Origin of the sequence: uncultured Thioclava sp. (assembly GCF_913064665.1) — a bacterium.
Taxonomy (GTDB): Bacteria; Pseudomonadota; Alphaproteobacteria; order Rhodobacterales; family Rhodobacteraceae; genus Thioclava; species Thioclava arctica.
In genome coordinates this window covers 1-13,172 of sequence record NZ_CAJYBT010000064.1, presented here as the reverse complement: position 1 = coordinate 13,172, position 13,172 = coordinate 1, and the positions used below count along the sequence as shown (strand labels likewise).

Sequence of the window (13,172 nt, the reverse complement as noted above, 5' to 3'; positions counted from 1 at the left end):
ATCATGTTTGGCCGTCTAAAAGACTGGAGGCGTGTCGCAACCCGCTATGACAGATGTCCAAAGGTATTTCTGTCAGCCATCGCTCTCGCTGCAACTGTCTTATTCTGGTTATGAGTCCTGAGCCTAAGCGCATGGCGTCATAATGCGAACCATGCGCATAGACTTAATCAACAACCCCATTGCGATGCCGCCAGAAGGCGGCATCCACCCCATCAACAGAGCCTATTCGATCTGAATTACAGACGATTCAGCGGGATCCTGATGCCGAGCGACAGAACCTGATCCGAAGTGTTGAAGGTCAGAGGTTGAACCGGGGTACCACCGGCACTTGTCGAAGCTGAGCCGCCTTGTGCCTTACCAAACTGGTAATAGCGATAAGAGGCTTCAAGCATGACCGGATGCGTGCCGACATTCGTCAACTGCATCGAGACGCCCACGCCCACTGAGAACGCTGGCGAGAAAGTTGTGCTTCCTTCGAACGTCCGGACCGGCGTCGCCGCAGCCGCATTGGTGCGCGTCCACTGGCCCACCTTGTTGCCGGCAAGCCCGATCCCCGCGACCAAGAAAGGCTGGATGCGAGAGTTCACGCCCTGCTGCTCAAGCGGAGAGTAAAACAGGTTTGCCATCAATGCGGTGGTTCTGACACTGCCAGCGGTGATATCGGCATGGGGTCCCGGGGTCGGGCTCGTCCATGGGCCCTTTAGACCGGTTTTCGAGGTTGCGATCAAAGAGATGTCGCCACGAAACCCGTTCATCCAGTCGTAGCCGAACGCAATTGCGGCCAGTCCGCCATTTTTCGATTCCAGATCGAAGTTGACCCTTGGGTCAGCGGGATAGCCGGGCGGCAACCAATAGGCATCGTTAAGGGACGTGCGGCCGGCACCGATTTCAGCCCGGACATATGGGCCATAAGTGACGCTCGCCACGTTTTTCGGATTGATCACAGTCACCGGGCTGGGGGCTGTTTCCATGCCTCCCGCCATAGCTCCGATCGACGTCAGAGCGGTGGCTCCCATAAATGACAGTGCAGCGGCTGCAACTTTTGAACGCATTACGTTTCTCCTGGTACTTCCTCGCCGCACGTCAGAGCACCATGTGCCGCGAAACGGTCGAATTAATCTTCATGGCTTGTATGGAAAAGACACTTACGCGCGGCCTGGGTCAACGATCAACGTGACCTGACCGAAATCAAGTCACGCCAATGTGCCAATAAAACCACGTATTTATTAACCATGTCCTGCCAAGACAGCGATCCGCACGGCCTCGGCATCTGCGGCCAGACGCGCCGCCTCGGTTGGCGATACGGGTGCCCCCAGAATGGTGGAAACCGCAGTCACGGCGTCCGGCGAAATCGGTACAGTTTTGTCAGACGCGACGCCGAGGAACACGGCCATCAGTGTCTCGTTGCTGTTGCTGACGCCGGGAAGCGAAATCGATCCATCCAACGCATCGCGCAGCATGGACAGGTTTTGCAAAGGAGAATCAATATAGGTCTGGTTATCGAAGTTCGTCGACAAAGACATGACGATGTCGCTGAGGGACTGGTTGTAGAACGCTGCCATCTCGGGCGAGAGGGTTGCCATAGCTTCGGCATAGGCGCGGTCCAGCACATGGCTCGGCGAGCGCGCGACGTTCAGGCGGCCCAGTTCAACTTCGGGGAGACCTTCTTGCGACCAGACAGGCTTGCCAGAGCGGGTCGATCCCGCACTCCCGGCCTTCGGGCCTTTGCCTTCTGAATCGGCGTCGGGACCACCTTGACCGTGACCGTCGTCACCCAGACCATTCGCGCCGTTTTTCGGGCCTTTTTTGCCACCCGTATCCGTATGCCCGCTGTCGTCTCCGGTTTGCCCATCGGAGTGTCCACCTTGGCCGCCCTTATTGCCGGCGCCAGCGCCTTCAGTATGGCTGCCACTCGTGCCTTCTTCGGCATTTGCTGCGCCAAGGAAACCATACGAGCTTCCGAAGTAAGAGGTGCCGCCGATGATTGCGACGATTGCCGCCACTGAAAGCCCCGTCAGCATCGACCGCTTCCGATTATTATTTGAGCCAATCATAATATCATCCCCTAGATTTCTTTGTTCTGTGATGTGTTTGATTGCGCCACAGAACACGTCCCCGAAACTGGCGGCGCAGAAAACTATGCGCCGCCGCCTCTCTTAAGCGTCAAGCGCAGATCAGCCGTGGCCAGCCAGAACTGCGACGCGCACTGCTTCTGCGTCTACAGCAAGAGCCGCCGCAGCATCCCCCGTGATGGGCGTCCCAAGAATTTTCGAGACCGCAATCACCGTATCAGTTGTGATCGGCACGGTTTTGTCCGAAGCAACGCCAAGGAAGACTGCCTCAAGCACCTCGTTGCTATTGGTCACGCCCGGCAGCGAGATCGAGCCGTCAAGCGCATCACGCAAGAATGCAAGGTTCTGCAGCGGTGAGTCGACATAGGACTGTTGGTCGAAATTGAGCGACAGATTTGAGATAATGTCGTCCAAGCTCATGTTGTAGAACGTCACCATGTCGGTGTTCAGGCTTGCCAGCGCCTCGTCATAAGCGCGATCAAGCACATGCGACGGAGAGCGCGCAACGCTCAATCGACCAAGCTCTACTTCAGGAATACCTTCTTCAGCCCAATTCGGTTTGCCGGAACGGGTGGACCCTTCGTTGCCAGCCTTCGGCCCTTTGCCTTCAGAGTCCGCGTCCGGACCACCTTGACCCTGACCATCGTTACCTTTGGCGCCTTGGCCATTTTGACCTTTGGAACCTTGCCCTTGCTGACCCTGATCCCCACCCGACGATTCTGCGACTGCCGCACCCGACAGATGGCTGAGCGGTTGGAAGGCGAGATTGCCGCCAAAACCGATAGCCAAAGCCAATGCCGAAACGGTTGCCACACGCTTTGCGGGAAGTAAGATATTCACACTCATGTAATTCTCCTCCAAATAAAACTCTTGTCTAGCAGAGCTGAGAATTAAAATATCGGAGCCAAGTCCAACTTTCATTGATGTGGATCAACGGAGATCGCCTAAGTTGCGAAAACCTGTCGTTATTTTTGGATCAGTCGGTCCAGTTTCTATTGGTGGCGACAAACCAATGCGGATCGTTTGATATCTGGAGCGCTATCACGACATCAGGATGTCTGACGCAACCATTTCGCGCATCCTGCGCTGCCATGGGATGAACTCCCTTCCGCACGGTACCCCGATGCGCAAAGTTCATACAAAACGATATCAGAAACAGGCGCCGGGGCATCATCACCAGATGACGTTAAGTTCCTGACCTTTGTCGGCAAAAAGGGCTAGGCGGCCATGAGTTCCAAGCCGAATTCCATTGGCACGTCGAGGAACTGGGCATCCGCCACTGAATTTCAATCCAGCCGCGACCGGAGCCGGTAGGTATTTACACCGATCGGCACAGGTTGAGCAATCGCTCGACATGCGGTGCTTTCATTTCGCGCAGCGGGGCGGTCGAGTGCGGCGGTCAGGAACCTTGCGTTCAGCCGGGGTCCGGCAGTCCAAGCCTGAATGCGGGCGTTTTGTGTCGCAATCAGTCGCTCAGGCAGCGATCAAACTCTGTGCGAGGGCAGATTGTGGAACATAGTCTCGTTGAGCAACTCGTCGCGCATACGCCCGTTGCAGCTCTCCTCGAAGACACCGCAAGCTCTATCCCGTTCACGCAGGAGGCCGACCTGCGCCAGAATTCGCGGCGCCTTCGTCATGTCGGTGAACTGACAGTCCCTTTCCTGTTCCGGCGTCACGGGCGAGCAAGCAGGTCAGGGCGGATCGCGCTGCGCGGCGGGAAGCTGCAGGGTCACGCGCAGGCCCGGAGACATGTTCTCGATCTTCAACGCGCCGCCAACCGCCTGAGCGATCTCGGTGCTGATGGCCAGCCCCAACCCATGCCCGCTTTCATCGGCACGCATGCCGCGCAGCCGGAACTCGTCGATGCGGTCCTCCGCCATGCCGGGGCCGTCATCGAGCACGTCGATCTCGACCATCTCGTGCCGCCGGGCGGCGCTGATCGTTACAAGGCTCGTGGCGTGACGGCTCGCATTCTCGATCAGGACCCCGAGGGCCTCGGTGAGATCATTGGCTTCAAGCGCGACACAGACATCCTCCGGCACCGCGATCTGCCAGTCCAGCGCACTGCCATCGGGCGTGCGCCGGACGACCGAGACGATATTTCGGGCCACTGGCGCAACCGTGGCCTTGCCTTTCGTCGTGCCCCCTGCGAGCCGTGATCGTGTCAGTTCCCGATCGACATGCCGGCGCATCGCATCCGCGATTTCCTCAATCGCGCGGGCAGCTTCGTTTTGATCGTTCTTTCTTAGGCGATCGGCCTCTCCCAGAAGGGCTTGCAACGGGGTCTTGAACCCGTGGGCAAGATCGCCAGCGCGCCGCCTTGCGCGTTCAAGCTCTGCCTCGCGCGCGTCGATCAAAGCATCGACCTCAATGGCAAGCGGCAAGACTTCCTTCGGAAAATCATCGCCAAGTCGTTTCTGCTGGCCAGATCGCACTGCGAGAACGCGTTTGCCAACCTCGGCAAGCGGGCGCAAACCGAAGAACAGTTGAACCCAGCCGGCCACGATCAAAGCAATCGCGAGGATCACGTTATAGGGGACAAGATCGCGTAAAAAATCGGCGCGCGCCTGCCTGAGATCTGCCGTGGTGAGCGCAACCGCAGCGCGAACCCGTTCGCTTCCAAGGGACGGCGGCAACGTGACGCTGCGTTCAAGGGTAAGAAGCGAGCCGTCTGCCTGATCGGGAAGAATATGGATGTGAACATGACCATCAGGCAGTTCATCAGGCGGTAGCGGAAGCACGTGATCCCAAAGCGAACGCGAGCGCAAGAGCGCGCCTTCGACAACGATTTGCCAGTAGAGCCCGCTCAGCGGTTGATCAAAGCGCGGGTCCGCAGGTGGATTTTGCAACTCTAGGGTGCCATCGGCGTCACGTCCCAGCCCGGCCACGACCTGATCAAGCTGGACTGATAGTTCGGCCTCGGCACGGCGCTGGACATGGGCTGCGAATAGGGCCGTCAACGCGATAGAGGCAATGACCAATGCGACCACGATCGCGAGCGCACCCGCGAGCGCAAGTCGCAGCCGGAGTGAGAGACGCCTCACGCAGCATCCCCTTCGAGAAAGTAGCCAAATCCGCGTCGCGTGCCGATGACACCGGGCCCAAGTTTGCGGCGCAGGCGTGCAATGACCGCCTCAAGCGCATTCGCCTCACGGGAATCGTCGTCGCCATAGAGGTGTTCAAGTAGCTCCGTTGGCGGCACGACCCGGTCGCGATGCAGCATCAGATAGGAAAGGAGCCGAAACTCAAGCGCAGTGGTCGAAAGCGGGACCCCGCCGATCAAAGCGCTCATCCGGTTGGTGTCGAGCGTCAGATCGCCGACGCTCTGGCTTGCCGAGGCGCGCCCCGCCGAACGACGGATCAGCGCGCGGGCCCGGGCCACGAGTTCTTCCATGCGAAACGGCTTTGGCAGGTAATCATCGGCGCCAGCGTCAATTCCCTCGACCCGTTCGGTCCACGCACCGCGCGCCGTAAGCACAAGAACAGGCATCTCACGGCCATTGGCCCGCCATTTTTTCAAGACGCTCAATCCGTCCATGTGTGGCAAGCCAAGATCGAGAATGACGAGATCGTAGTCTTCGGTGTCGCCCAGAAACCAGGCATCAAGCCCGTCTGCGCAAGTCTCAACGCGGTATCCGGCCGCCTCCAAAGCGGTCTTCAGGTCCGCCGCAATCCTTGGATCGTCTTCGACCGCCAACACACGCATCAGTTTTCCTCGCCGCCATCTCTTTCGTTGTTACCAACTGGCAAGCCGGTCGCCGCGTCAACCTCAAGCTCGACGACGCGTCCCTGAGGTGTGATGAGCTTCAGCTTATAAACATAGAGGCCATCGCTCTCTTCAAGTTCGACCTTGATGATGCGCCCGCCATATTGCTTCTGAATACCAGAGGATATCTGTTTCAACGACAGAATCTCGTTCCGCTCGACAGCACTGCGCGCCCGATCATGGTCGGCGCCGCCGTTTTGGCCGGACGAGTCGCCACCCGCACGCTGGCTAAGTGCCGGGCTGGCCAGCAGGACAAGAAGGATGGTGATGAGATGTTTCATACTGTCTTTTACCCCAACATACCTGACAAAACGCTGACAGCTCCCGTCAGGACAGTGTCAGCACGCCTATGACATGAATGGTGCATCGGGCAAACACGCCCAGCTTTCACTCGCAGGAGTATACCATGAAACGCAGCATTATTTTCACGACCGCCGTTACGGCCGCTATTGGCTGCTTTGCTCTGGGCGCGGCTCAGGCACAGGGACCGGCTGGCAAGGGTACGACCCCAATGAGCGCACAATCCGGGCAAATCACACTGCCCCAGCAGCGCGAAACCGTCAAAGTCCAGAACCAGAAACGTGAAACCAACGAATACCGCAAAGAGTATCGCAACGGTGAGGCTGAATATGACATGCCCTCCAACTACCGCGAGCGCGTTGGCGAGGCGAACCAGATTCGCAACCAATGGAAAAATATGGACGAGGTCACGAATGGCCTTCGCTCGGAGGGCTACCAGATCCGCAAGATCGAGATGGAGCGCTACGGCTATGAGGCCGACGTGCTCAACGGCGACGGTCGTAAACTCACGCTTCGTCTTGATCCGATCTCGGGCAAAGTAATCGGCTCGGAACTCGATTGATGATCACCGTGACAACCTCGCACGCGCCATGATCAGCGGGCGCAAACGCGTCTGATCATAGCGCCGCGAGGTCGGGCGAGCCTGCCGTGTCCCCAAGGCTCGCCCGAACTACAATTTTCTAGAGACAAAGCATTATGACCATTTGCTCCGCTGCGCCTGTTGCGGGCATCTCGCTGAATTTGACTTCATTATCGAACACGTTGGAGGCCGGGGTCGGCGTCGATGCGCTAATGTCCGTCGTCAGGATTTTTGGACCCCATGGCAGCTTTCTGACCGAAGGGCGGCAATTGCAACATCAGCGCGGATATCAAAATCTACTAGATATAAGCGCGACCAACTCGTCTCATTGACTCGCAATGGCGTCAGCAGCGCGAAGGGCCAACGCCATGATCGTCAGACTGGGAGCTTCCCCGCCCCCGGATGTGGGAAACGTGCTGGCATCTGCAATCCAGAGGTTCGGATGATCATGCGCCCGTCCCGTTGGGTCGGCGACCGACGTTGTGCGGTCGGACCCCATACGGGCAGTGCCAAAAACATGCGTGGCGGTAAAGCTATCGCGGCTGCCTGCCTCTTCCACCAGCACTGCCCCGGCCTCTGCCAGAACCGCCCGCGCAGCCTTGGCCATTTGGCGCAAACGCGTCACACTTTGCTTGGTCAATACGGAAGATATCCGCGCGACGGGCAGGCCGAGGGCATCGCGCTGCAGTGGATCAAGGTCGATGCCAGAGCGGGCATCGGGCACGACCCGCCCAACCGCGCCTACCGCCAGCGCACTGCCAAAGCTTTCACGCAGCGCGGCCTTTAACTCCGCGCCAAAGCCAGGAACCAGCCGCGTGGCATAACCAATGGGGCCGTTTAGCCCCGTCTCAAGCGTGGTATGATTGAGCCGGAAATCAGCCACACGCGCGTCTGCCTGACTCGGCGTCCAACAGATTGCATCGGCGGGTAGACCAAGATGGCTGCCAGTAAGGCCCGGCACAAACCCGACGCTGCGCCAAGACAACGTCTCCATGAAGTTCCGTCCGACTTGACCCGAGCTATTGGCCACGCCATCCGGCATTTCGGCGTTGGCCGACAGCAAGAGAAGCCGGGGGGTCTGCACCGCCCCTGCGGCCAATACGAGGATCGGCGTCTCGATGCTTTCACGTCGACCCGCGACAATGGCGTCAATCCGGACAATCCGACCATTGGGGCCAGTATGCAGGCGGGTGACGATGGAATTCGGCAGCAGCGTCAAGCGCCCCGTCTCGTCGGCTTGCGGCAAGAAAGTGACATCGGCTGATCCCTTGTCACCCAAGGGGCAACCGCGCGAGCATTGACCGCAATAGTTACAGGGCGGCCGGCCCTTCCACGGTGCAGACAAAGCTGCACGCGGGTTCACCTGCCAGCTTTGACCCAATCGCGACCCGGCCTGCTGCAGGGCCAACGCACCGGGGCTAAGCGGGTGCGGCGGCAAAGGATAAGGGCGACTGCGCCAGCGCTCGTCGTTGGTGTCGGCCCCAGCCACGCCCAAAACGTTTTCGACCTCGGTATAAAGCGGTTCGAGATTGGCGTAGCCAAGTGGCCAGTCTGTTCCTGAACCGGTCAGGCTGCGTTGGCGAAAGGCATCCGGGTGCAGGCGGTGCGCCTCTCCTACGAAATGCAGCGTGCTGCCGCCGACACCCTGCACATGCGAATAACCGCTGCTTGAAGGCGGGCGCGGCGATCCTGCTGGCAGACGCCACGGAAAGCCGCCGCGCGACCACGAGGCAAGGTCTTCGCTGTCTGCATGCAGCGTGCCAAGGTCGCCATAGGTGATACTCGCCTGGCTGCCGGGCCGAACGGGAAAGCCCTTTCGTTCCCACCCGGGGCTGTCCAGTGGATAGTCGCGTGCGGGATCAAAGGCGGGGCCTGCCTCGAGCAGAAGCACGCGTAGCCCATGCTGGCACAGTCGCCATGCTGCCGCAGCGCCCCCTGCGCCAGAACCGACGACGACGGCATCATGCCCCGTGATCAGCCCCATGGCGGTGGATAACCGTTTGGCTGCGGCGCGGGATCAAGCGGGAAACCCACAATCGCTTCAGATCGGGCGTAATAGAACTCGACCGCCAGAGCACGAAGGATGTGATAGAACCGCCCCGGTATCGCGTTGAAATCGGCGCTTTCCATAGCGGTCAGAACTTCAGTTTGTTGAGAGAGCGTAAGGGCGTGAAAAGGCTTATCCGTAAGATGGTCCATCCAGTTCAGCGCCGCCACAAACAGTCGCGTCATCATCTCGTTTTCTGCCACGAAATCGGCGATGTCACGGTCCACCTCCAGCGCGCTGGCCGAAGGTGAAAAATCATCAGCAGGCAGAAGGGTGTCGACCACAGAAGTAAGCGAAGCCATCGGGGCGGTATCGGCGACAGCCGACCCGCAGACCGATGCCAAGCCAACGCTTAACAAACCCATCAAAACGGCGCGCCGCTTGGCGTTCAATATGGGCGTCCTTGCCCCAAAGCCTTCGCCTCCAAAACGCAGCGGCATTTCTGGCGCGACCCTCAACAACCGAGCGTTAACCCGGAGTAACCGATGTGGTTGTCACCGTATCCGGCTTCTTCGTACCGCCCACACCGAACTGGACACCACGTTTGCAGAAATCGTAGCCGAAGGTCATCGAGGCATCGCTCGTGTTGTAGCCAATGCCAAGGTCGCATCCGAAGGTGCCGTCAAGGTTGTAGGTCACGCCTGCCGACGCAGCCGGTGCGTCGCGCTTATTGGTTGACAATAGCTTAAGAGACACACCGGGAGTCCCGCCGCCAATGCCTGTCCCACCGAAGGTCCAAGAAAGACCAAGAAACAGCGAAGGATCGTTTTTGACACTTGTAGTGGTGGTGGTGGGGGGAACCAGTTCTCCAGCAAAAGATGCCGTCGCACTTGCAAGCACAAATACCAGTGGAACGAATTTCGTAAACATGCGGTTTAGTCCTCTGCGGGTTATTTCAAGACATTAACTATCACGCGACCGTGAAACATAGCTATGCCAAAGTAACAAAAATGCCTGTGGATGGCCCAAATTCCAAAGCCAGAAAGACATGTGACTACTTCGTGCAGCCAACATGGTGCGAAACGAGTCCTCTGGGTTCCCGTCCTGCCGACTTAGATCTTGGTTCTGCGCTGCGATTCTTATAAACGACCGATATTGCGGGCTTATCAGGACACAGCGCGGCACCCGAGCGGGTCCAGAGCCCACCCTACCTGTAATATGTGGCTTCTATCACCGGTGAGCGAATGTCGTGTTTAGGCAACCAGCCGTCTTGGTGACGTTCGGCGACGAACCGACTCGTGCAGGCTCGGCAATGGACGAAGTCTCATCCCTCCGTCAGAGGTAAAGTAATCGTTTCAATATGACCTTTTAAAAAGCGAAAATAGTTTGTCAGGCCTGCACTCCCCCTCCTGCGGGATCGACGCCGCGCCCTCGCCTTGACCCAAGCAAGCGTGTCCAAGGCAGCGGAGATCAGCATCCCGACACTGCGCAATCTCGAACAGGGCAAGGGCAGCATTAGGTCGCTGTCGCGCGACCTGACCGGCAGGGTCGAGACATTGCTGCAGGTCCTTTTCGCCCTCGAGATCGGCGTTGTTGCAAATTGGCAGCTTGAGGCGTGACGACCCCGTTCCCCATTGGGGTCAGACCACGCGGAGGATCTCGGCGGTGCCGAGGGCGCTAATGCGGTTGATGCGGGCTATGCGTATCTGGATTTCAGCGGTCTGGCAGTCTGGGTCTCTCGCGGCGATACGCTCGCCCCCCCTTTACAAATGAGTCAGTCCTCTCTGGAGATCAATCAAGCGAAACCGGCCCTATTTCGGGGTAGAGGTCGCCTGGCCCCGGATTTTGCGGGTCTGTTTCTCCTCCGAAATGATGCAGAATTCCCCAAACTGCATTAAGCGCCGTCTGCACTGCACCTTCGACCCAAGCCGGCGTCCAACTGATACCGTCCCCTGCCAAGAAAATCCCGCGTTGCTCGGCAGGCAGAAGGTCCTGCATGAAATGCCCATACATACGGTGATTGTAGCGGTAGTGTCCCGGCAACGCCCCTTTGAAGGCCCCAAGGAAATTTTCGTCTGCCTCCCAGCTCACGCAGATAGGATTACCTCGGATATGGCTTGCAATATCTACCCCCGGATAGATATGCGACAGCGCCGCCAATGCGAGTTCAACGCGGGTTTCGGCATCAAGCGGCAGGACTTTCAGCGCATCTGTCATCCACGAATAGGATAGGCAGATCACCGCTGGCCGATCCGGACCATAGTCGAACAGATAAGTCCCCCGTGTAATTCTGTCAGTCAGGGTCATCGACATCACCGGACGGCCCGTTTCTGGATCAATGTCGTTCCAGAAAGGCCGGTCGACCATTACAAAGGTCTTAGCCGCCTGCATGTAGCGAGTGCGATCCAGAGCCATCCACAATTTTTGATCGAACAAAGCTTCATCGGTTTCAATGGAAGTCGTCAGCAAATGGGTCTGGCAGGTCACCAAGACCGCCTCATAAAGATCCGTATGCCCCCAACGATCAGTGACAGCGATCTTTCCCGATGCGTCGCGCGCGATCTTGGCGACCCTGCCGCGTGTCGCCCCGCCGTTTAGCTCGGACAAAGAACTGCGACCCCAAAATTCGCAATCGACCGGCAAGCGCCACAGCTTCTGAAGAACATCCTCGGCCCCGCCCTCAATATAGCGTTGCTCATCATCTAGTCGGCACAGATTTACCCTAAGAATCTCCAGCATCGAATTTGGAAAGTCGCTGTCCCAACCTCCGGTTCCAAACCCGACTTGCCCGAAAACCTCGCGATGGCGAAAGGTGAGTTTTCGAAATGCCTCTGACGATGTGACAAAATCATAAAACGTCCGCTCATCCCATTCCGACACCAGCGGGTCCCACAATTCCTTCACGCGTTTGGGATCGCGCGACCGTACTGCGGCTTGCAGATCGCAGAACCGTGCGCCCTCCTCAAGTGCCGCATCATAGGCATGAGCGACCTCGCGATAGAGGGTGGGTAGATCGTCGATGGAACGGGCGAAGAGGGTTTCCCCCTCCAAATCGATGACCGTTGACCCCGCAGCGTCACTTAGTGGGTTTGGAAACGGCATGCTCTTGCACCCGACACGGTCAACATAATGATAGAAGGCACGCGATGAGACTGGAAAGCGCATACCACCAAGTTCGGCGACGACATCCTCAGTCCCCTCGAAAATCTCCGATCTGAGCCGCCCGCCAAATTTTCCGGATTCGTAAACCACGGGGCGAAGCCCGAGTTTCATCAGTTCATGCCCAGCAACCACTCCGGCCGCTCCGGCCCCGATCACAGCCACTGACGCACCTTGACGCGCATCTGGAATTCGACCCAAGCCGCTAGGATGAGCGAGCCAGTCATCATAGGCGAATGGAAAGTCCGGGCCGAAGGCTGCAAACTCTTTCATGCGAGCTTCCTCTCTTGCACTTCTCAATTTTTGGATGTCGTCGCCTAACATGCGACTCAACGCGTCGGTTGACAGGAGATCATATTGAAAATCGTCGTTTGCCAACCCTGACCTAGCAATGGAGATCTGAATGGCGTCTTCGCGCGGATCGAAGAGGTAGCCCATTTAGCAGCCCGAGCGGGTGCGGCACTTGCCATATTTCCGGAACTTATTTTGCCCGGTTACAATCAACAAGATTCACTTATTTCTCGCGCTCAATCGCTTGACGGTCCTTGGTTGATACGGCTTCAAACCATCGCGCGCAAAAGCGGCGTTGCTTTGGTTCTCGGGAGGCCCTAGCGCGCCGACGATGCAATTTTCAATGCCGCGACGGTAATCGCGGGACAGGGTGAAGTGCTGGCACATTATTGGAAATTCAGCTTTTCGGGGATATGGAAAATCTGTCTTCACCTCTGGAACAGAGCCCCCTCCTCTCTTCTCACTCTTTCGTCGCAGGATCGGTCTGCTGATCCGCAATGATATAGAATTTCCGCAGCATGCTTCGATGATTGCAAAGCGTGGCGCTGAAATCATCTTGGTTCCCACAGCCAATCCAGCGGGATTTGAGCATATTCAAGAGTCGCTCATTCCCGCCCGTTCCCTCGATAACCGTCTCACGGTGGTCCATGCTAATTATTGCGGCGCCGAAAGCGGGCTGAATTTCGGCGGACGATCAGTAATATTCGGTCCCGACGCGCAAGAGATCGCAGCGGCAGGATTGCAGGAAGCAATACTAATCGCAGATATTTCGGCCCACGATACTTACCCAGCAGACACACTTTCCAATCAGACCGAGGACTATCGGACCATCTGACGTGTTGAATGTCACCGAGAACTGACCCGGTAGAAGTCAGAGTTGTCGCTGACGGGATGGGCAGCGGTTATTAGGGTGATCAACACAGTCTTTTTTGAGCTTAATTCGTTGATGACACGCAAAGACAACATGCTCAACTACGGCCCGCATCCCCTTACTCCCTCCTCCGCCCACCCACAGTG

At 57.9% G+C, this 13,172-nt stretch carries 14 protein-coding genes and 4 pseudogenes; 6 read left to right on the top strand and 12 right to left on the bottom strand.

Annotated elements, in window-relative coordinates:
- Positions 1 to 114, top strand: a pseudogene (locus QZ571_RS17415) (IS5/IS1182 family transposase); the annotation flags it as partial.
- A 122-nt stretch (positions 115 to 236) separates the two neighbouring features.
- Here the strand turns inward: QZ571_RS17415 and QZ571_RS17410 are convergent.
- The 3 genes from QZ571_RS17410 to QZ571_RS17400 all read right to left on the bottom strand — a co-directional run bounded on the left by QZ571_RS17410 (position 237) and on the right by QZ571_RS17400 (position 2,993).
- Positions 237 to 1,052, bottom strand: a complete 816-nt coding sequence (locus tag QZ571_RS17410) for a hypothetical protein (RefSeq protein WP_295537318.1) — start codon at positions 1,050 to 1,052, stop codon at positions 237 to 239.
- 174 nt (positions 1,053 to 1,226) lie between these two features.
- The gene (locus QZ571_RS17405) at positions 1,227 to 2,054 is read right to left on the bottom strand and encodes a hypothetical protein (RefSeq protein ID WP_295537316.1); all 828 of its coding nucleotides are present in this window, start codon (positions 2,052 to 2,054) and stop codon (positions 1,227 to 1,229) included.
- 120 nt (positions 2,055 to 2,174) lie between these two features.
- Complete coding sequence (locus tag QZ571_RS17400) at positions 2,175 to 2,993, bottom strand: hypothetical protein (RefSeq protein WP_295537315.1); 819 nt, start codon at positions 2,991 to 2,993, stop codon at positions 2,175 to 2,177.
- 18 nt (positions 2,994 to 3,011) lie between these two features.
- On the opposite strand from QZ571_RS17400, the pseudogene QZ571_RS17395 reads away from it, so the two are divergent.
- Positions 3,012 to 3,352: pseudogene (locus tag QZ571_RS17395) on the top strand (IS481 family transposase); the annotation flags it as partial.
- Positions 3,353 to 3,362: 10 nt separating this feature from the next.
- Here QZ571_RS17395 and QZ571_RS17390 read toward each other — a convergent pair.
- From QZ571_RS17390 to QZ571_RS17375, 4 genes and pseudogenes are all read right to left on the bottom strand, one after another.
- A pseudogene (locus QZ571_RS17390) lies at positions 3,363 to 3,640 on the bottom strand (integrase core domain-containing protein); the annotation flags it as partial.
- A gap of 123 nt (positions 3,641 to 3,763) precedes the next feature.
- On the bottom strand, positions 3,764 to 5,116 hold the full coding sequence (locus tag QZ571_RS17385; protein WP_295537313.1) for a HAMP domain-containing sensor histidine kinase: 1,353 nt from the start codon (positions 5,114 to 5,116) through the stop codon (positions 3,764 to 3,766).
- Positions 5,113 to 5,778 carry a response regulator transcription factor gene (locus tag QZ571_RS17380; protein ID WP_295537311.1) on the bottom strand — a complete coding sequence of 222 codons (666 nt, stop codon included), beginning with the start codon at positions 5,776 to 5,778 and terminating at the stop codon, positions 5,113 to 5,115. Before QZ571_RS17380 ends, QZ571_RS17385 begins: the two co-directional genes overlap by 4 nt.
- On the bottom strand, positions 5,778 to 6,119 hold the full coding sequence (locus QZ571_RS17375) for a PepSY domain-containing protein (protein WP_295537310.1): 342 nt from the start codon (positions 6,117 to 6,119) through the stop codon (positions 5,778 to 5,780). Before QZ571_RS17375 ends, QZ571_RS17380 begins: the two co-directional genes overlap by 1 nt.
- Positions 6,120 to 6,244: 125 nt before the next feature.
- Here QZ571_RS17375 and QZ571_RS17370 point away from each other — a divergent pair, with 125 nt between their 5' ends.
- A complete protein-coding gene (locus QZ571_RS17370) occupies positions 6,245 to 6,700 on the top strand; it encodes a PepSY domain-containing protein (protein WP_295537308.1) in 456 nt (151 codons plus the stop codon).
- Between the two features lie 343 nt (positions 6,701 to 7,043).
- On the opposite strand, the gene QZ571_RS17365 is transcribed toward QZ571_RS17370, so the two are convergent.
- Genes QZ571_RS17365 through QZ571_RS17355 form a run of 3 tightly spaced genes read right to left on the bottom strand, consistent with a single transcriptional unit; the run spans position 7,044 to position 9,635 of the window.
- The gene (locus tag QZ571_RS17365) at positions 7,044 to 8,702 is read right to left on the bottom strand and encodes a GMC family oxidoreductase (protein ID WP_295537307.1); all 1,659 of its coding nucleotides are present in this window, start codon (positions 8,700 to 8,702) and stop codon (positions 7,044 to 7,046) included.
- Positions 8,693 to 9,205, bottom strand: a complete 513-nt coding sequence (locus tag QZ571_RS17360) for a gluconate 2-dehydrogenase subunit 3 family protein (RefSeq protein ID WP_295537306.1) — start codon at positions 9,203 to 9,205, stop codon at positions 8,693 to 8,695. Before QZ571_RS17360 ends, QZ571_RS17365 begins: the two co-directional genes overlap by 10 nt.
- Before the next feature lie 28 nt (positions 9,206 to 9,233).
- Complete coding sequence (locus QZ571_RS17355) at positions 9,234 to 9,635, bottom strand: hypothetical protein (protein WP_295537304.1); 402 nt, start codon at positions 9,633 to 9,635, stop codon at positions 9,234 to 9,236.
- Positions 9,636 to 10,141: 506 nt separating this feature from the next.
- Here QZ571_RS17355 and QZ571_RS17350 point away from each other — a divergent pair.
- The gene (locus QZ571_RS17350) at positions 10,142 to 10,324 is read left to right on the top strand and encodes a hypothetical protein (RefSeq protein WP_366929969.1); all 183 of its coding nucleotides are present in this window, start codon (positions 10,142 to 10,144) and stop codon (positions 10,322 to 10,324) included.
- A 21-nt stretch (positions 10,325 to 10,345) separates the two neighbouring features.
- Here the strand turns inward: QZ571_RS17350 and QZ571_RS17345 are convergent.
- Together QZ571_RS17345 and QZ571_RS17340 are read right to left on the bottom strand one after the other, a co-directional pair.
- A pseudogene (locus tag QZ571_RS17345) lies at positions 10,346 to 10,462 on the bottom strand (IS5/IS1182 family transposase); the annotation flags it as partial.
- 34 nt (positions 10,463 to 10,496) lie between these two features.
- The gene (locus tag QZ571_RS17340) at positions 10,497 to 12,302 is read right to left on the bottom strand and encodes an NAD(P)/FAD-dependent oxidoreductase (protein WP_295537302.1); all 1,806 of its coding nucleotides are present in this window, start codon (positions 12,300 to 12,302) and stop codon (positions 10,497 to 10,499) included.
- On the opposite strand from QZ571_RS17340, the gene QZ571_RS18540 reads away from it, so the two are divergent.
- Together QZ571_RS18540 and QZ571_RS17335 are read left to right on the top strand one after the other, a co-directional pair.
- On the top strand, positions 12,264 to 12,476 hold the full coding sequence (locus tag QZ571_RS18540; RefSeq protein ID WP_366929970.1) for a nitrilase-related carbon-nitrogen hydrolase: 213 nt from the start codon (positions 12,264 to 12,266) through the stop codon (positions 12,474 to 12,476). The genes QZ571_RS17340 and QZ571_RS18540 overlap by 39 nt on opposite strands.
- A gap of 49 nt (positions 12,477 to 12,525) precedes the next feature.
- Entirely contained in the window at positions 12,526 to 12,990 is a 465-nt protein-coding gene (locus QZ571_RS17335) for a nitrilase-related carbon-nitrogen hydrolase (RefSeq protein WP_295537300.1), read from the top strand.
- Positions 12,991 to 13,172 lie beyond the last annotated feature (182 nt).